At 70.6% G+C, this 18,143-nt stretch carries 15 protein-coding genes; 10 read left to right on the forward strand and 5 right to left on the reverse strand.

What is annotated here, in order from left to right; translation table 11 throughout:
• Positions 1 to 45: 45 nt before the first annotated feature.
• The 5 genes from ABEA26_RS17860 to ABEA26_RS17880 form a co-directional block, all read right to left on the reverse strand.
• Positions 46 to 1,095, reverse strand: coding sequence for a 2-oxoacid:ferredoxin oxidoreductase subunit beta (locus ABEA26_RS17860; RefSeq protein ID WP_345593466.1), 1,050 nt, complete (start codon positions 1,093 to 1,095; stop codon positions 46 to 48).
• The gene (locus ABEA26_RS17865) at positions 1,088 to 3,016 is read right to left on the reverse strand and encodes a 2-oxoacid:acceptor oxidoreductase subunit alpha (protein WP_345593468.1); all 1,929 of its coding nucleotides are present in this window, start codon (positions 3,014 to 3,016) and stop codon (positions 1,088 to 1,090) included. Before ABEA26_RS17865 ends, ABEA26_RS17860 begins: the two co-directional genes overlap by 8 nt.
• Before the next feature lie 288 nt (positions 3,017 to 3,304).
• The gene (locus ABEA26_RS17870) at positions 3,305 to 3,976 is read right to left on the reverse strand and encodes a response regulator transcription factor (RefSeq protein ID WP_345593527.1); all 672 of its coding nucleotides are present in this window, start codon (positions 3,974 to 3,976) and stop codon (positions 3,305 to 3,307) included.
• A gap of 338 nt (positions 3,977 to 4,314) precedes the next feature.
• Entirely contained in the window at positions 4,315 to 5,682 is a 1,368-nt protein-coding gene (locus tag ABEA26_RS17875) for a sensor histidine kinase (RefSeq protein ID WP_345593470.1), read from the reverse strand.
• A 149-nt stretch (positions 5,683 to 5,831) separates the two neighbouring features.
• The gene (locus ABEA26_RS17880) at positions 5,832 to 7,061 is read right to left on the reverse strand and encodes a sensor histidine kinase (RefSeq protein WP_345593471.1); all 1,230 of its coding nucleotides are present in this window, start codon (positions 7,059 to 7,061) and stop codon (positions 5,832 to 5,834) included.
• Positions 7,062 to 7,247: 186 nt separating this feature from the next.
• Here ABEA26_RS17880 and ABEA26_RS17885 point away from each other — a divergent pair, with 186 nt between their 5' ends.
• The 10 genes from ABEA26_RS17885 to ABEA26_RS17930 all read left to right on the forward strand — a co-directional run bounded on the left by ABEA26_RS17885 (position 7,248) and on the right by ABEA26_RS17930 (position 17,928).
• Positions 7,248 to 7,718: an NADH-quinone oxidoreductase subunit A gene (locus ABEA26_RS17885; protein ID WP_425587860.1), complete on the forward strand. Its 471-nt coding sequence runs from the start codon at positions 7,248 to 7,250 to the stop codon at positions 7,716 to 7,718.
• On the forward strand, positions 7,709 to 8,362 hold the full coding sequence (locus tag ABEA26_RS17890) for an NADH-quinone oxidoreductase subunit B (protein ID WP_345593473.1): 654 nt from the start codon (positions 7,709 to 7,711) through the stop codon (positions 8,360 to 8,362). The genes ABEA26_RS17885 and ABEA26_RS17890 overlap by 10 nt, the downstream gene beginning before the upstream one ends.
• On the forward strand, positions 8,359 to 9,954 hold the full coding sequence (locus tag ABEA26_RS17895; protein ID WP_345593475.1) for an NADH-quinone oxidoreductase subunit C: 1,596 nt from the start codon (positions 8,359 to 8,361) through the stop codon (positions 9,952 to 9,954). Before ABEA26_RS17890 ends, ABEA26_RS17895 begins: the two co-directional genes overlap by 4 nt.
• The gene (locus tag ABEA26_RS17900; protein ID WP_345593476.1) at positions 9,951 to 10,919 is read left to right on the forward strand and encodes a complex I subunit 1/NuoH family protein; all 969 of its coding nucleotides are present in this window, start codon (positions 9,951 to 9,953) and stop codon (positions 10,917 to 10,919) included. Before ABEA26_RS17895 ends, ABEA26_RS17900 begins: the two co-directional genes overlap by 4 nt.
• A gap of 113 nt (positions 10,920 to 11,032) precedes the next feature.
• A complete protein-coding gene (locus tag ABEA26_RS17905; protein ID WP_345593478.1) occupies positions 11,033 to 11,623 on the forward strand; it encodes a 4Fe-4S binding protein in 591 nt (196 codons plus the stop codon).
• Positions 11,620 to 12,282 carry an NADH-quinone oxidoreductase subunit J family protein gene (locus ABEA26_RS17910; RefSeq protein WP_345593480.1) on the forward strand — a complete coding sequence of 221 codons (663 nt, stop codon included), beginning with the start codon at positions 11,620 to 11,622 and terminating at the stop codon, positions 12,280 to 12,282. The genes ABEA26_RS17905 and ABEA26_RS17910 overlap by 4 nt, the downstream gene beginning before the upstream one ends.
• Positions 12,282 to 12,764: an NADH-quinone oxidoreductase subunit NuoK gene (nuoK, locus tag ABEA26_RS17915; RefSeq protein ID WP_345593481.1), complete on the forward strand. Its 483-nt coding sequence runs from the start codon at positions 12,282 to 12,284 to the stop codon at positions 12,762 to 12,764. Before ABEA26_RS17910 ends, nuoK begins: the two co-directional genes overlap by 1 nt.
• Positions 12,761 to 14,755 carry an NADH-quinone oxidoreductase subunit 5 family protein gene (locus tag ABEA26_RS17920; protein WP_345593483.1) on the forward strand — a complete coding sequence of 665 codons (1,995 nt, stop codon included), beginning with the start codon at positions 12,761 to 12,763 and terminating at the stop codon, positions 14,753 to 14,755. The genes nuoK and ABEA26_RS17920 overlap by 4 nt, the downstream gene beginning before the upstream one ends.
• 6 nt (positions 14,756 to 14,761) lie before the next feature.
• Positions 14,762 to 16,360, forward strand: a complete 1,599-nt coding sequence (locus ABEA26_RS17925) for a complex I subunit 4 family protein (protein ID WP_345593485.1) — start codon at positions 14,762 to 14,764, stop codon at positions 16,358 to 16,360.
• The gene (locus ABEA26_RS17930; RefSeq protein WP_345593487.1) at positions 16,357 to 17,928 is read left to right on the forward strand and encodes an NADH-quinone oxidoreductase subunit N; all 1,572 of its coding nucleotides are present in this window, start codon (positions 16,357 to 16,359) and stop codon (positions 17,926 to 17,928) included. The genes ABEA26_RS17925 and ABEA26_RS17930 overlap by 4 nt, the downstream gene beginning before the upstream one ends.
• Positions 17,929 to 18,143: the final 215 nt, after the last annotated feature.

Below are 18,143 nucleotides of genomic sequence, written 5' to 3' on the forward strand. Positions count from 1 at the left end.
GGGCGATCCGCCCGGGCTCTTGCAAGGTGCGAACTGCCGCCGGCCTCAGCCGACGACGGTCCAGGTGTCGCCACCGGCCAACAGCGCGGCGAGGTCGCCCTTGCCGTTCTGCTCGACGGCGGTGTCGAGCTGCTCGGTCATGAGGGTGTCGTAGACGGGCCGGTCGACGGAGCGCAGGACGCCGATGGGGGTGTGGTGCAGGGTGTCGGGGTCGGCGAGCCGGGAGAGGGCGAAGGCGGTGGTCGGGGACGCGGCGTGCGCGTCGTGGACCAGGATGCCGGACTCGTTGTCCGCGGTGACGGTGACGACCTTGAGGTCACCGGTGGCCGGGTCGCGTACGACGCCCTTCGTGCCGTCGGTGCCGAAGCGGATCGGCCGGCCGTGTTCGAGGCGGATGACGGCTTCCTCGGCCTGTTGCCTGTCCTTGAGGACGTCGAAGGCGCCGTCGTTGAAGATGTTGCAGTTCTGGTAGATCTCGACCAGGGCCGTGCCCGGGTGCTCGGCGGCCTGGCGCAGGACCTCGGTGAGGTGCTTGCGGTCCGAGTCGACGGTCCGGGCCACGAACGACGCCTCCGCGCCGATGGCGAGTGAGACCGGGTTGAAGGGCGCGTCCAGTGATCCCATCGGCGTCGACTTGGTGATCTTGCCGACTTCGGAGGTGGGGGAGTACTGGCCCTTGGTCAGGCCGTAGATCCGGTTGTTGAAGAGGAGGATCTTCAGGTTGACGTTCCGGCGAAGGGCGTGGATGAGGTGGTTGCCGCCGATGGAGAGGGCGTCGCCGTCGCCGGTGACGACCCAGACGGACAGGTCGCGGCGGGAGGTGGCCAGGCCGGTGGCGATGGCCGGGGCGCGACCGTGGATGGAGTGCATCCCGTAGGTGTTCATGTAGTACGGGAAGCGGGAGGAGCAGCCGATGCCGGAGACGAAGACGATGTTCTCCCTGGCCAGGCCGAGCTGGGGCATGAAGCCCTGCACGGCGGCGAGGACGGCGTAGTCGCCGCAGCCGGGGCACCAGCGGACTTCCTGGTCGGACTTGAAGTCCTTCATGGACTGCTTGCCCTCGGCCCTGGGGACCAGTTTCAGTGCCTCAGCCATCGATGGCCTCCTTCAGGACCGTGGCGAGTTGTTCCGCCTTGAACGGCATGCCGTTGACCTGGTTGTACGACTGGGCGTCGATGAGGTACTTCGCCCGGATCAGGGTGGCGAGCTGGCCGAGGTTCATCTCGGGGATCACCACCTTGTCGTACCTCTTCAGTACCGCGCCGAGGTTGTGCGGGAACGGGTTGAGGTGGCGCAGGTGTGCCTGCGCGACGGCCTCGCCGGCTGCGCGCAGCCGGCGCACGGCGGCCGTGATCGGCCCGTATGTCGAACCCCAGCCCAGGACCAGGGTCCGCGCGCCGTCCGGGTCGTCGACCTCGACGTCCGGTACGTCGATGCCATCGATCTTGGCCTGGCGGGTGCGGACCATGAAGTCGTGGTTGGCCGGGTCGTAGGAGATGTTCCCGGTGCCGTCCTGCTTCTCGATACCGCCGATCCGGTGCTCCAGACCGGGCGTGCCCGGCACCGCCCAGGGTCGGGCGAGGGTGTGCGGGTCGCGCTTGTAGGGCCAGAACACCTCGGTGCCGTCGTCCAGGGCGTGGTTCGGTCCCTGGGCGAACCGCACCGTGAGATCCGGCAGCTCGTCGGTCTCCGGGATCCGCCAGGGTTCGCTGCCGTTGGCGAGGTAGCCGTCGGAGAGGAGGAAGACCGGGGTGCGGTAGGCCAGCGCGATCCGTGCCGCCTCCAGTGCCGCGTCGAAGCAGTCCGCCGGGGTGCGCGGCGCGACGACCGGGACCGGTGCCTCGCCGTTGCGCCCGTACATCGCCTGCAGCAGATCCGCCTGCTCCGTCTTGGTCGGCAGACCGGTCGACGGCCCGCCGCGCTGGATGTCCACGACCAGCAACGGCAGCTCCAGGCTCACTGCCAGCCCGATCGTCTCGGACTTCAGGGCCACACCGGGGCCGCTGGTGGTGGTGACGGCGAGCGAGCCGCCGAACGCCGCGCCCAGCGCCGCGCCGATCCCGGCGATCTCGTCCTCGGCCTGGAAGCTCCGCACACCGAAGTTCTTGTGCTTCGACAGTTCGTGCAGGATGTCGGATGCCGGGGTGATGGGGTAGGAGCCGAGGAAGAGCGGCAGGTCGGCCTGGCGGGAGGCGGCGATCAGGCCGTAGGCCAGCGCCAGGTTCCCGGAGATGTTGCGGTAGGTGCCCGGCGGGAACGCCGTGGCGGCCGGAGCCACCTCGTAGGAGACCGCGAAGTCCTCCGTGGTCTCACCGAAGTTCCAGCCCGCCCGGTACGCGGCGATGTTCGCCGCGGCGATGTCGGGCTTCTTCGCGAACTTCGTCTTCAGGAACTTCTCCGTGCCCTCGGTGGGCCGGTGGTACATCCAGCTCAACAGCCCGAGCGCGAACATGTTCTTGCTGCGCTCGGCCTCCTTGCGGGTGAGGTCGAACTCCTTGAGGGCCTCGACCGTCAGCGTGGTCAACGGCACCGGGTGCAGGTGGTAACCGTCGAGAGAACCGTCCTCCAAGGGGGAGGTGTCGTAGCCGACCTTCTGCATCGCGCGCTTGGTGAACTCGTCCGTGTTGACGATGATCTCCGCGCCGCGCGGCAGGTCGTCGATGTTCGCCTTCAACGCGGCCGGGTTCATCGCGACCAGCACGTTCGGCGCGTCACCGGGGGTGAGGATGTCATGGTCGGCGAAGTGCAACTGGAAGGACGAGACGCCCGGCAGGGTGCCGGCGGGTGCCCGGATCTCGGCCGGGAAGTTCGGCAGCGTCGACAGGTCGTTGCCGAACGACGCGGTCTCCGAGGTGAAACGGTCGCCGGTGAGCTGCATCCCGTCGCCCGAGTCCCCCGCGAACCGGATGATCACCCGGTCGAGCCGGCGGACGTCCTTCGCCCCGCCCGGTTTACGCTGCTCTCCTACGACGGATCCGTCGGCCTGCTCCGCTGGGCTGCTGACCTGGCTGGTCACTGAACTGGACCTCCTTCGAGGCGGCTGTCAGGGGGCTGGTCTCCCACCGACCGTCCCGGGATCAACCCTACGTCCGCACGGGCTGACTTCCGGTGGACATTCGCATGATGGACATGACTCGGTGATGGCCCGCCGCACTGGCATTCCACGGTTTCCGCCCCCCGGCACTCGTGACGTTCGTGAAGACACACCCTGTCGGTGCTTCGTACTTCGGTCTCTCTCGCGTTCGGAAGAGACAGCCGGGCGGGTCGGGTCCGACGACCGTTTCCGAGGCGTGGACCGCTGACCTCAGGAATTGAGATACGTGAGTACGGCAAGCACCCGTCGGTGATCGCCGTCGCTCGGGGACAGCCCCAGCTTCATGAAGATGTTGCTGACGTGTTTCTCAACGGCCCCGTCGCTCACGACGAGCTGCCGTGCGATCGCCGAGTTCGTCCGGCCCTCGGCCATGAGCCCCAGGACCTCCCGCTCGCGGGGTGTCAGCCCCGCGAGGACGTCCTGCTTGCGGCTGCGCCCGAGCAACTGCGCGACCACCTCCGGGTCCAGGGCCGTACCGCCCTGGGCCACGCGAACCACCGCGTCCACGAACTCCCGCACCTCGGCCACCCGGTCCTTGAGCAGGTAGCCGACGCCACGAGTGGAGCCGGCCAGCAGTTCCGTGGCGTAACGCTCCTCCACGTACTGGGACAGCACCAGGACGCCGAGGCCGGGGTGTGCCTTGCGCAACTGCACGGAGGCGCGCACGCCCTCGTCGGTGTGTGTCGGCGGCATCCGTACGTCCGCCACCACGACGTCGGGCAGCTGTCCCTGCGCGTCCAGCTCGGTGATGGCCTTGATGAGTGCCCCACCGTCACCGACGCCGGCGACGACCTCGTGCCCGCGGTCGGTCAGCAACCGGGTCAACCCTTCCCTGAGCAGCACTGAATCCTCGGCGATGACCACCCGCACCCTGTCCTCCACGATCTTCGGCCCCCCACAGCCCGCCCCACACGTCGCGGCCCGCGCGGCCCATGCCGCGTTCACGAACCGTCCGTGCCGGTCCAGCATTCCACCATCGGGGGCCGAATGGGCTCGGGCAGTGGGAAGACGACGGGAAGACCGGTGTGCCAGTCCGGGTCCGGCCGCTTGATGGCCGGATTCCGATCACGCCGTCGTGCCTGGGGAGGCTGGGGTGTGGCGCGAGGCCTCAGCGGGGGCTTTCAGCGGCGGCTTCGGTGGCGGGCTTCGGCGGCGGCTTCGGTGGCGGGCTTCGGTGGCGTGCTTCGGTGGCGGGCTTCAGCGGCGGTTGACTCGACGCCTCACCTGGCCACCGGCTCGCTCCGCCACGGCAGCTCCGCCGTCACCCGCGTCGGTCCGCCGGCCGGCGAGTCCACCACGAGGATCCCGTCCACCGCGTCGAGTCGCTCCGCCAGTCCCGCCAGTCCCGACCCGGCAGTGGCGGCCGCCCCGCCCACGCCGTTGTCCACGACCTGGAGCATCAGCCGGTTCTCCACCCGCCAGACCTCCACGGCGGCCGACGTGGCCCGTGCGTGCTTGCTGATGTTCTGCAGCAACTCCGACACCGTGAAGTACGCGATCCCCTCGATCGCCGACGCCGGTCGCTCCGTCAGATCGACCTCGACACGCACCGGCACGGCGCAGCGCGAGGCGACCGCCGACAGCGCCGCGTCCAGGCCACGGTCGGTCAGGACGGCCGGATGGATGCCGCGGGCCAGGTCCCGCAGCTCCTGGAGCGCCGTCTTCACCTCGCCGTGAGCCTCGTCCACCATGACAGCCGCCGCACGCGGGTCCTCCCTCAGCTTCTCCTTGGCGAGTCCCAGGTCCATGGCCAGGTTGACCAGGCGGGCCTGGGCTCCGTCGTGCAGGTCGCGCTCGATGCGTCGCAGGTCAGCGGCTGCCGTGTCCACCACGACCCCCCGGTCCGACTCCAGCTCCACCACCCGCGTCGCCAGCCGCGACGGTCCGAGCAGCCCGTGCACCATCAACCGGTCCACCGTCGTCAGCGCCCGGACGATCCAGGGCGTCGCCAGCGTGAACAGGAGTCCGACCAGCGCGGTCACGGTGATCTCGAAGGGGTTGTCCAGGTAGACCTGGTGCGTCTGGTCGCCGTACAGCTGGAGCCCGTCCTGGCCGGCGTACACCGGGAAGACCCAGAACCACAGCGGGTACGTCAGCATCGCCCAGCCGAACGCCCAGACGTTCACAGCGACGACGAACGAGAACACCGACCACGGGAACTGCAGTACCGCGTACAGCAGGCTCCGCCAGGAGGCGCCGCTCTTCAGCACGGCTCCCATCCAGCCCATGGCGCCCCGCTTCTTCAGTCGCAGCGGCTCCGGATCGGACACCCTGAGACCCAGCAGCACGCGGGCCCGTGCCCTTTCCACCGCGCCGAGGCCGCGGCACCCGGCGAGTGCGGCCGCCAGCACCGGAACGCCCAGGAACGTCACCAGCAGGCCCGCTCCGAGCGCCGTCATCGTGATGGCGTACGTGAAGAGCAGGATGCCCATCGGCAGGCTCAGCAGCACGTAGCCGAACTCCCGCCAACTGCGGGCCTCGAAAGGTGCCCGCAGCCCTGCCGGCAGCCGGTGGCGACGCGCACCGGTGTCCCCGGGGAAGCCGGGCCCGCTCCCGAACCCGTAACTCTGTCCGTATTCCGTGGCCATCGGTGCCGTCCTTCTCCTCGTCGTACGGCTGTGCTCTCGTAACCCCACCCTCCTCGACCGCGCACCCACGGGCCATGGAGCTCGTCGGCGTCTCAGAAGGGGGGTTTTCCCCACCCCGGGAGGCGGGGGCGGGGGCAGGAGTATGTCCGTCACCTGGTGGCGGACGCGCGCGAGATCTTGGTGGTGTCCTCGCGGTCGCGCCACGGCAGCTCGGCCGTGACCGCTGTCGGGCCGCCTTCCGGCGAGTCGACGACGAAGAGACCGTCGACGGCGGTCAGCCGGTCGGCAAGGCCCTTCATCCCGGTGCCGCCGTCGAGACGCGCGCCCCCGCGACCGTCGTCGCCCACCTGTATGAGCAGCCGGTCGGACGACCGCCACACCTCGACGGAGGCGGACTTGGCCCCGCTGTGCTTGCTGATGTTCTGAAGCAGTTCCGAGACGGTGAAGTAGGCGATGCCCTCGATGGCCGCCGCGGGACGCTCCGCCAGGTCGACGGTCACCTTGACCGGCACAGTGCACCGGGAGGCGACCGAGGAGAGTGCCGCGTCCAGGCCGCGGTCGGTCAGGACGGCGGGATGGATGCCGCGCGCCAGGTCCCGCAGCTCCTGGAGGGCCAACTTCACCTCGCCGTGCGCCTCGTCGACCATGGCAGCCGCGGCGTCGGGGTCCTCCAGGAGCTTCTCCTTGGCCAGACCCAGTCCCATGGCCAGGTTGACCAGTCGGGCCTGGGCTCCGTCGTGCAGGTCGCGCTCGATGCGCCTCAGGTCGGCCGCCGCCGTGTCCACGACGACCCCCCGGTCCGACTCCAGTTCGGCGATCCGCCGCTCCAGCTCGTCAGAAGGGGAGAGCAGCCCGCGCACCATCGCCCGGTCGGCGTTGGCCAGGCCCCGCGCGATGAACGGGAGGACCGGCCAGAGCACGAACAGCGACGTCAACGTGATGACGAAGGTGAGGATGCCCCACGGGAGCCGTATGAAGTCGTAGAGCACGGTGCGCCAGCCCACCGGGTCCTTCAACGACATCCACAACTGTGCGAAGAACCCGTCCCCGCTCCGCCACGGCAGCCGGCTCGGCTCGTCCACCCGCACCCCGAGCAGTGCCCGGGCCCGCGCCCTCTCCAGCTTGCCCAGTTGCCGAGCGCCCAGCAGTCCGGCCGCCAGCAGCGGGAGCCCGATCACCGTGATCGTCAACCCGACGCCGACGGCCAGCATCGTCACGACGTAGGTGAATCCGATCAGCGCCGCCGGGAAGTTCGCCAGCAGGTGGGCGACCTCCTTCCAGGTGTGCCGGTCGTACGCGAGACGGGCCGGCGGCGGGCGGTCGTCGGTCGCTGCGCCGATGGTCCCGGCGGGGCTCGATGTCGAGAGGCGTTCGGTCATACGAGTCAGCGTGCCGTGCGGCGCGGCACCGCGCCATGAGGTGGACCGCCGGGATGCACTGAGGAAAACCCCACCCCCGCGTCTCAAGGTGCGACGGGCTGCTTACCGTCTCTTTATCAGGCCCTAGACTCCCGTGCGTACAGATCGTCGAACAGAAGCGTTCAGGACAGGGAGCGAGGGACGCACGTGCCGGAACCGACCGTCGGCGATGTAATCGCCGTCGATGTACCCGTCTCCGATGTACCGGTCGTCGATGTGCCCGTCTCCGGCGCGACCGTCGGGCTCGCCGCGGACCATTTCCAGTCCTACTCGGTCGTCGGGCTGCTCGCCGTCGTCGGCGTGCTCTTCGTCGCCGTCGCCTTCGGCGCCGGACGCCTGCTACGGCCCGTGGTCCCGACGCCCGAGAAGCTGCTGACCTACGAGTGCGGTGTCGACCCCGTCGGTGACGGCTGGGCGCACACCCAGGTCCGCTACTACGTCTACGCGTTTCTCTACGTCATTTTCGCGGTGGACTCGATCTTCCTCTTCCCCTGGGCGACGGTCTTCGCCGACCCCGGTTACGGCGCGACGACCCTCGTGGAGATGTTCATCTTCCTCGGCTTCCTCGCCGTGGGTCTGTTGTACGCATACAAGAAGGGCGTCCTGTCATGGACGTGAACTCCTCCGAACCCGTGCTCCTTCCCGAGCCCAAGAGGCTGGGCGCACTCGCGCGCCTCGCCCCCGAGCCGATGAAGGTCGTCCTGAACTGGGGCCGCCGGTACTCCCTCTGGGTCTTCAACTTCGGCCTCGCCTGCTGCGCCATCGAGTTCATTGCCGCGTCGATGGCCCGCCACGACTTCATCCGGCTCGGCGTCATCCCCTTCGCGCCCGGCCCCCGCCAGGCCGACCTGATGGTGGTCTCGGGCACGGTGACCGACAAGATGGCGCCGGCCGTCAAGCGCCTGTACGAGCAGATGCCCGAGCCGAAGTACGTCATCTCCTTCGGCGCCTGCTCCAACTGCGGTGGCCCCTACTGGGACTCCTACTCCGTGACGAAGGGCGTCGACCAGATCATCCCGGTCGACGTCTATGTTCCCGGTTGCCCCCCGCGCCCCGAGGCGCTGCTCCAGGGGATCCTGAAGCTCCAGGAGAAGATCGCGCGGGAGTCGCTGGGGGAGCGGTACGGCACCTCGCCCCGACCGTCGACGGCCGCGCTGCAGAGCGGCCTGGTCCCGCCGCCGGTCCCTGACGCCGGCCCGGCCCGGAACTCCGGCTCCGGCACGACCCCGAACTCGGGCCCGGAGCCGGGGGAGGCGCGATGACCGCGGTCGGCTGGCTGCCCGCCGACGCCGGAGAACTCTTCGGCACCGAGGCCACGGCCGAGGAGTCGTACGGCGTCCTCACCGTGGACGTGCCACCCATGTCCTGGATCTCCGCTCTGGAGACCGCGCGCGACCGGCTGGGCTGCACCTACTTCGACTGGCTGAGCGCGGTCGACGAGCCGGGCACGGGGTTTCGTGTGGCGGCGCACGTCGTGGCGCTCGGACCGGTGCGCCGACTGCTGTTGCGTACGACGGTCCCGCACGAGTCCCCGGTCCTGCCCACCGCCGTCGCGGTGTACGCGGGCGCTGCCTGGCACGAGCGGGAGACCCACGAGATGTTCGGCGTGGCCTTCGAGGACCACCCCGCGCTGGACCACCTGCTCCTGCCGGAGAACTTCGAGGGCCACCCGCTGCGGAAGGACTTCGTCCTCGCCGCACGCGTCGCCAAGGCCTGGCCCGGGGCGAAGGAGCCGGGTGAGTCCGACCACGGCGGCCCCCGACGCCGGCAGATGCTGCCGCCGGGGGTCCCCGATCCCAACGAGTGGGGCCCGCTGAAGGGCAGGCTCCCCGCGGCTCCGGCCCGCCCGGCACGCGGGGCGGGGCGAGCGTCGGGGGAACGTCCGGCCCGCGCGGCGGGTGACCGCCCGGCCCGTCGGACTTGCACAGCCGGCGAGGGCTCCGCCAGCCAGACGGCATCCGGCGCCGACGCTCCCGCCTCTCCACGTCGTTCCCGCACGTCGGCGGAGGGTTCGGCCAGTCAGGCGCTCCCGACCGCCGAGCCCTCGGCTGCTCCGCCGGCCCGGCGGACGCGGAGCGCGAGCGAGGGCTCCGCATCCCAGCGGACGGGCGCCCCGACGGACGAGCCCGCGGTGGAGACCGCGGCTGGGCAGGGCTCTGCCGCGCAGGACGTCGACGGGTCGGCTGCCCCACCGACTGGACGCGCGCGCAGCGCCGGCGAAGGCTCGGCGTCGCAGCGGGCCGGGGCGGGCGGCAGCGGTTCCGCGGATTCCCGGCGTACCCGGAGCAAGTCGGTGGGCTCCGCGAGCCGGCGATCCGCCTCCGACACAGGGACGTCGGACGGGACGCCCGGCGGGCCCGACGCCCCTCTCGGCGCCGACACCGCTACGTCCCCGCACACCGAGGAACCGGCTCCCAAGGCGGCGCCCTCCGTACCCCGCAGCCCGGACGCCCCATGGCACCACGCCCGTCCCGCCTTCGCGGAGCCCGCACCCGGGCCCGAGCCCGCCCCGGAGCCCGCACCCGGGCCCGAGCCCGAGCCCGGGCCCGAGCCCGGGCCGCGTCGCGGGATGGAACCGCGGCCGGACATGACCCCGGATGCCACAGAGATCCCGAGCGGGCCCGGCACCCCGAGCGGGCCCGGCACCCCGAGCGGGCCCGGCACCCCGAGCGGGCCCGGCACTTCGGACCAGCTCGGCGCCTCCGAAGAATCCGGAACCTCCGACGACCCCGGCGCCTCCGACGACCCCGGCGCCTCCGACGACCCCGGAACCTCCGGGATCTCTGACGGCCCCGGTGGCTCCGACAGCCCGCAGAACGAGTACCGCCCGGACTCCTCAGGAGGCTCGCAGTGAACGACGTGCTGGACGTCACCCTGCGGCTTCTGATCGTCTTCGTCGTCTTCCTCACCTTCCCCCTGATCGTCGGCCAGACCGAGCACAAGGTGATGGCGCACATGCAGGGCCGTCTCGGCCCGATGTACGCCGGCGGTTTCCACGGCTGGGCACAACTCGTCGCGGACGGGGTGAAGTTCGCACAGAAGGAGGACGTGGTCCCCGCCGACGCGGACCGCCGCATCTTCCAACTGGCCCCCGCCGTGGCCCTCCTGCCCTACCTCCTGGTCCTCCTGGCCATCCCCGTCGGCCCCGGAGAGGGCGCGGTCGGTCAGGTCATCGACGCGGGCATCTTCTTCGTCCTCGCGGTCATGGGTGTGGGCGTCCTCGGATCGTTCATGGCCGGCTGGTCCTCCGCCAACAAGTTCTCCCTTCTCGGTGGCCTGCGCACCGCAGCCCAGCTCCTCGCATACGAACTCCCGATGCTGCTCACCGCGGCCTCGGTGGCGATGGCAGCCGGCACCGTCTCGCTCGTCGGCATCCTCGACGCCTTCGAGTGGTGGTGGCTGCCCTGGCAGATCGTCGGAGCGATCATCTTCTTCGTCGCCGGGCTGGCCGAACTGCAACGCCCCCCGTTCGACATGCCGGTCGCAGACTCGGAGATCATCTTCGGTGCCTACACCGAGTACACCGGCCTGCGCTTCGCCCTGTTCCTCCTCGCCGAGTACGCCGGGATCGTCGTCCTGTGCGGTCTGACCACCGTCCTCTTTCTGGGTGGCTGGCACGGGCCGTGGGGTGCCGACGGCCTCGGCTGGGTGTGGACCCTGCTGAAGACGGCCGTCCTGGCCTTCGTCGTGATCTGGCTGCGGGTGACCTACCCGCGCCTGCGCGAGGACCAGCTCCAGAAATTGTCCTGGACCCTCCTCGTCCCCCTCTCCCTCGCTCAGATCGCCCTCACGGGCATCGTCAAGGTGGTGATCCAGTAGCCGTGTCCCACTCGTCGCCCGACCACCGCACCCCAACGACGCCCTCCGGGCGGTCCCGCCTGTCGATTCCCGGCAGCGGCCTGGCCAAGGGTCTGGCCGTCACCCTTCGCACGATGACCAAGCGGACCGTCACCGAGCAGTACCCGGACGCCCAGCCCGAGCTCCCGCCCCGTTCCCGCGGTGTGATCGGTCTGTTCGAGGAGAACTGCACGGTCTGCATGCTGTGTGCGCGCGAGTGCCCGGACTGGTGCATCTACATCGACTCCCACAAGGAGACGGTCCCGGCGGCGGCACCCGGCGGGCGCGAACGCAGCCGTAACGTCCTGGATCGTTTCGCCATCGACTTCTCCCTGTGCATGTACTGCGGTATCTGCATCGAGGTCTGTCCTTTCGACGCGCTGTTCTGGTCCCCGGAGTTCGAGTACGCCGAGACCGACATCCGTGACCTCACCCACGAACGCGACAAGCTCCGTGAGTGGATGTGGACGGTTCCGGCCCCGCCCGCCCTCGACCCCGGAGCGGAGGACCCGAAGGAACTCGTCGCCGCCCGCAAGGCCGCCGACAAGCTGGCCGTCCAGCAGGAGGCGGCCCGAACGGCGGAAACGCACGCCGACGAGCAGGCCCGCGCCGCTGAGCAGCCCACCCGCCCGATGGGCGACTCCAGGCAGCAGGCGGAGCAGTCCGAAGAGGAGGGCCGGGAGTGACGCTTGCAGCGACCGTCGGCCACCTCGCCGTGGGCTCCACGACCACGGCCGCCGAATCCCACGGTTTCCTCTCCCCGACCGGCGTGGAGATCGCCTTCCTCCTCGTCGGCCTGGTCACCTTCGGCGCCGCCGTCGTCACCGTCACCACCCGGCAGCTCGTGCACGCCGCCCTGTGGCTGGTGGTGGCCCTCGGTGGCCTTGCCGTCGAGTACCTCCTGCTCACCGCCGAGTTCATCGCCTGGGTACAGGTCCTCATCTACGTCGGTGCCGTCGTCGTCCTCATCCTGTTCGGTCTGATGCTCACCAGGGCACCCATCGGCCGGTCCCCGGACGCCGACTCCGGCAACCGCTGGGCGGCGCTCACCGTGGCAGTGGCCGCCGCCGCGGCCCTGGTGTGGGTCGTCGTCGACGCCTTCCGCACCACCTGGATCGACCTGGACGGTCCTGCCGCCGGCACCACCGCCGTGACCGGCGCGAGCCTCTTCCAGAACTGGGTGCTCCCTTTCGAGGCCCTCTCGATCCTCCTCCTCACTGCTCTGGTCGGCGCGATCGTGCTGTCCCGCAAGGCCAGGGTGGACGGCGCCCCCGGCACCAACCGCACAGCCGAAGCCCACCGGCCGACCGACCCGGACGGTGTCGGCAAGGGTGGTGTCCGCTGATGCACCTCGCCTATCCCGCCGTTCTCTCCGCCCTCCTGTTCTGCACGGGCCTGTACGGCGTCCTCGCCCGTCGCAACGCGATCCTCGTGCTGATGTCGGTCGAGCTGATGCTCAACGCCGTCAACCTCAACCTGGTCGCCTTCGATGTCTGGCTCAGCAGGACCGCCGAGGAGACCCTGCACTCCGGTCAGGCCCTGACCCTGTTCACGATCGCCATCGCGGCCGCCGAGGTCGGTATCGGCCTGGCGATCGTGCTCGCCGTCCACCGCAACCGCGGCACCTCGGACATCGACAGGCTCCGCGACACAGCCGAGGGACACGAGCCCGACGGCCCTGACATCGACGGCCCCGGTGCTGATGGCCCTGACATCGATGGTCCCGGCACCGATGGTCCCGGCACCGATGGTCCCGGCACCGATGGCCCCGACACAGATGGCCCCGCGACCGGGACCCCCGCCGAGAAGGCCGAGGCCACCGCGTGACCACGACCACCCTCGCCGTACTCGTTCCCCTTCTCCCCTTCCTCGGGGCCGCCGCCGGTCTCCTGCTGGGCCGTACCGCGCCCGGGTTCGTCCGCCCGCTCGCCGTCCTGCCGACACTGGCGGCCCTCGTCCTCGCCGTGCTGGTCGCGTCCCGCCAGGGTGGCGACCGGGCCGTCGACGCCGTAACGGAGCTGACGCCCACAGGCTCGGTCCCCATCGAGCTCGCCCTGCACATCGACGGCTTCGCCGCTCTTGTCGCCGTGCTGGTCGGCTCCGTCGCCACCTGTGTGCAGATCTACTCCACGGGCTACCTGCGCGACGACCCCCGCTACCCCTCGTACGCGGCGCTCGTCTCCCTCTTCACCTCCGCGATGCTCCTCGTCGTCTACTCCGGCGACCTGATGGTGCTCCTGGTGGGCTGGGAGATCATGGGCATCTGCTCGTATTTCCTGGTCGGCCACTACTGGGAGACCCCGGAGGCGCGCGCGGCCTCCCTCAAGGCCTTCCTGGTGACCAAGCTCGGTGACGTCCCCTTCCTGATCGGCCTGCTGGCGCTGGCCACCGACGTCGGCTCCTTCCGCATCACCAAGGTCCTGGGCGCGGTGGCCAGTGGCTCCCTCGACCACCCGACCCTGATCGCCCTGCTGCTCCTGGCCGGTGTGGCGGGCAAGTCGGCACAGTTCCCGCTGCACACCTGGCTCCCCGACGCGATGGCGGGCCCGACGCCCGTCTCCGCGCTGATCCACGCCGCGACGATGGTCACCGCCGGTGTGTACTTCGTCGCCCGGCTCCTTCCGCTGTTCGAGGCCTCGCGGGCCGCGATGGTCGTCCTGGCCGTCATGGCCGCGGTCACGATGGTCGGCTCGGCGCTCGCCGCGCTCGCCCAGGACGACATCAAGCGCGTCCTCGCCTACTCGACCATCGGGCAGCTCGGCTACATGACCGGCGCTCTCGCCGCGGGCGACCGCGGTGCCGCCGTCTTCCACCTCCTCACGCACGGCGCCTTCAAGGCACTGCTCTTCCTCGCCGCAGGCGTGATCATCCACGCCGCCGGCACCAACTCGCTGGCCGCCATGTCCCGCATGCGGAACCAGCGCGACCGTGTCCCCGACGCCTACTGGACGATGACCGTGGCGCTGCTCGCACTCGCCGCGATCCCGCCCTTCAGCGGCTTCTTCTCCAAGGAGTCCGTCCTCGGGGCCGCGGAGCATGTCGTCACCGGCCACACCGAACACGCGCCCGGCGCCGCGGGCTGGACCGTCCTCGTCGCCGGCCTGGTCACGGCCCTGCTCACCGCCGCGTACGCGATGCGCCTGTGGCTGCTGACCTTCCGCGGGCGGGGCACCGAGGCACCCGACCACGGCAGGCAGCCGGTGGTCATGAACGCGGTGCTCTGGGCGCTCGCCATCCCGTCACTCGCCCTCGGAGGGCTGGCGTTCCGCCTGCTGCCCGACTGGTTCGACGGCCACGACCTCACCCCGACGCTCACCACGTCCGTGCTCGGCACGGGCGTGGCCCTGGTCGGCGGCATCGTCACCTACGCCGCCTGGCGCCACACCACGGCGCTCGCGGACGGCACCCCGCTGGGCGCGGTCGCGGCTCACCCGGAGGGCGACGCCGCGCTGGTGGAGGCCGAGGCGATCGCCAGTCACACGCCGGCCTACGGAGACGTCGCCCAGGCCCCCGATCCTTCGGATCCCGGACGGCTCCTGCTGGGCCCGCTGCACCGGCACGCGGCCGTCGGCTTCCACCTGGACACCGTGTACACGACCCTCTTCGTCCGCCCGGTACAGGCCGGAGCGAGCCTCGTCCGGTTCCTCGACCGAGAGGTCGTCGACACCTATGTGCGCGGGGCGGGCACCCTGCCCCGCTGGCTCGGGACCGCCGTACGCCGGGCCCAGACCGGCAATGTGCAGACCTATGTGAGCGCGCTGCTCGCCGGCACCGTCGTCCTCGCGGTCGCCGCCGTCCTCGTCGCCTCGGGAGCGTGAGCAGGCGTGATCGGTATCAACGAGTCCGTGATGCAGTTCCTTCTGGCGTTGATCGTCGTCGGCCCGCTCCTGGGCGCCGCCGCCGCTCTCCTGCCGGCCCCGCCCGGACTGAAGGGAAAGTCGCCCGACCAGGCCGTCCTGCGGCACGGCGTCACCGTCACCGGCGCCGTCCTCATCGCCGCGATCGTCCTCGTGCTCGGCTTCGACCACGACCATCCGTCGAAGATGCAGGCAGGCACCGACATCAGCTGGATCCCCGCACTCGACGTGCGCATCCACCTCGGCATCGACGGCATCTCCCTCCCCCTGCTGGTCCTGACCGCGCTGCTGACCTTCCTGTGCGCGCTCTACTCGTACTTCAAGCAGCAACATGAGCGGCTGACGCCGCGCGCCGCGGGCCCGAGCCCGAAGGCGTTCGTCGCGCTGCTGCTCGTCCTGGAGTCCGGCACCCTCGCGACCTTCGCCGTCCTCGACCTGATCCTCTTCTTCCTCGCCTTCGAGATGGTCCTCATCCCGATGTACTTCCTCATCGCCCGCTGGGGCGGCGAGGGACGGGCCGCGGCCGCCTGGAAGTTCATCCTCTACACCCTCCTCGGCTCCGTCGTCATGCTGCTCGGCCTGCTCCTGATCGGACTCACGGCGGGCACATTCGACATGGTGGCACTCGCCACTGACAACGGCCGGTCGCTGACCACGTCCGTGCAGGTCGTCGCCGTACTGGCGATCGGGATCGGGCTCGCCGTCAAGACTCCGATGTGGCCGCTGCACAGCTGGCTGCCCGACGCCCACACCGCCGCGCCGACCGTCGGATCGGTCCTGCTGGCCGGTGTCCTGCTGAAGATGGGTACGTACGGGTTCGTCCGGATCCTCCTTCCGGCCGCACCGGACGGTTTCCAGGCCTTCGCGCCCTACCTCGCCGCATTCGCCGTCGTCGGCATCATCTACGGCTCCCTGGCCTGTCTGGCACTCGCCAGAAGGGGTGCGAAGGGCGACCTCAAGCGCCTCATCGCCTACTCCTCCGTCGGCCACATGGGCTTCGTCCTGCTGGGCATCTCGACGATGACCCCGACCGGCGTGAACGGCGCCCTGTTCGCCAACATCGCCCACGGCCTCATCACCGGCCTGCTCTTCTTCGTCGTCGGCGCGCTCAAGGACCGCACCGGCACCACCGACCTCGACTCCCTCGCCGAGGAGGCCGGAGCAGCCCTGTACGGCAAGGCACCCCGCCTCGGCGGCCTCCTCGCCTTCGCCGCGGTCGCCTCGCTCGGCCTGCCGGGCCTGGCCGGCTTCTGGGGCGAGATGCTCGCCCTGTTCGGCGCCTTCGACCCGCACGACGACCTCAGCCGCCCCGCCTACCTCACCTTCATGGCCGTCGCCGCGTTCGGCACGCTACTGACCGCCGCGTACATGCTGATCGTGGTCCGCCGCGTCTGCATGGGCGCCGTACCGCGGGAAGCGCCGAAGCTCACCGACGTACGCACGTACGAGTTCGCCGCCTGGACGCCGCTCGTCGTCCTGACCGTCGTCGCCGGACTCTGGCCCAGGATCCTGCTGGGGCTGACCGACCCGGCCGTGCAGCAGCTCCTCTCAGGAGGCACCCGATGAGCTCCCCGGCCCAGCCCCTCACCGAGCCCCTGTCGCAGCCACTGGGGCAGGGCGTGGCCCAGAACCTCGCCCAGAACCTGGTCCAGTCCGTCGACTGGCTCGCCATCGCGCCGCCCACCATCGCGGCGGTCGTCGGACTCGTCGTCCTCGTCACCGACCTGTTCGTCAAGGACGCCCGGAAGTCGGTACTCGGCTGGATCTCGGTCGCCGGACTCGCCGCCGCCGCGCTCATGCTGCTGCCCCTGGTGAACGGCGACCGCTCGACGTTCTGCCTGACTGGTGACGCCGACGTGTGCAGCTACACGGCGGACACCTTCACCCTCGCCATCCAGTTCCTGGTCCTCGGCGGAGCCCTCCTGACCGCCCTGCTGTCGGTCACCGCGGTGAAGGACGCCGACCGCGGGCTCCCGGAGGGGGAGTACTGGTTCCTGCTGCTCTCCTCGGCGGCCGGCGCCGCGCTCCTGCCCGCCTCCCGCGATCTCGCGACCCTCATCGTCGCCCTGGAGGTCGCCTCCCTGCCCGCCTTCGCCCTCGTGGGCCTGCGCCAGGGCGACCGCCGGTCCTCCGAAGCGGCCCTGAAGTTCTTCCTGTCCTCGGTCACCGCGACCGCGGTCAGCCTCATGGGCGTCAGCTTCGTGTACGCCTCCACCGGCACCCTCCACCTCACCCAGGTGGCCGACCGCATTCAGCACGTCGACGGGCAGCTCACCACGCTCGCCCAGACCGGCGTCGTCCTCACCCTCGTCGGCTTCGCCTTCAAGACGGCCGCCGTGCCCTTCCACTTCTGGGTGCCCGACACGTACGTGGGCGCGCCCCTGCCGATCGCCGCCTACCTGTCCGTGATCGGCAAGGCGGTCGGTTTCTCCGGCCTGATCCTCGTCACGGTCATCGCCTTCCCGTCCTACGCCGACGTCTGGGGACCGGCACTCGCGGTGCTGGCCGCGCTCACCATGACCGTCGGCAACGTCGGAGCCCTCCGCCAGCAGGCCACGCGCGCGTACAGCGCGGTACGCCTGCTCGCCTGGTCGTCCGTCGGTCAGGCCGGCTACCTCCTGGTGCCGATCGCCGCCGCCGCGTACTCCGACGACCCCGAACGCTCGATCGGCTCCACCGTCGCCTACGCCCTCATGTACGCCGCGGTGAACCTCGGCGCCTTCGCGGTGGCCGCACTCGTGGGCCGTACGAGCTCCCTCAACCGCGTCGCCGACTACCGCGGCCTGTACGCGTCCCACCCCCTGACGGCCCTGCTCCTGGCCTTCTTCCTGCTCTGCCTCGCCGGACTGCCGCCCGGCATCATCGGCCTCTTCGCCAAGGTCACGGTCTTCTCCGCGGCCGTCGACGCGGGGCTCGGCTGGCTGGCCGTCGTCATGGCGGTCAACGTCGTCATCGCGCTGTTCTACTACCTCCAATGGACGGCCCTGCTGTTCCGGGCACCCGAGGGCGAGGTCGTGAAGCGCCGCGTACCGGTTCCCCTCACGGCCGCGATCACCGTGACCGCGGTGCTCGCCGTCGCCTTCTCGGGCGCACCCCAGCTGATCCTGCGCTTCGCCGACACCGGGCTCTTCTGAGCAACAGCCGCTCCGGCCGCGTGAAAGGGGGTGGGTAACCGGCCCGCGCGCGTGCCGCGTGCCGCGTGCTGCGTCCGTCACCCGTGCGGAGCACGCCCGCCACCGTGCGTGCCAGGGAACTGGCGGCCTTCGCCTGGCGTTGACCAGTACGGAAGGGTCCACTGGACGTGATGCCACGACACCGGTGGCATCACAGACCAGGAAGCAACCACAGC

The sequence above is a fragment of the Streptomyces marokkonensis genome (assembly GCF_039539045.1).
Lineage (GTDB): Bacteria > Actinomycetota > Actinomycetes > Streptomycetales > Streptomycetaceae > Streptomyces > Streptomyces marokkonensis.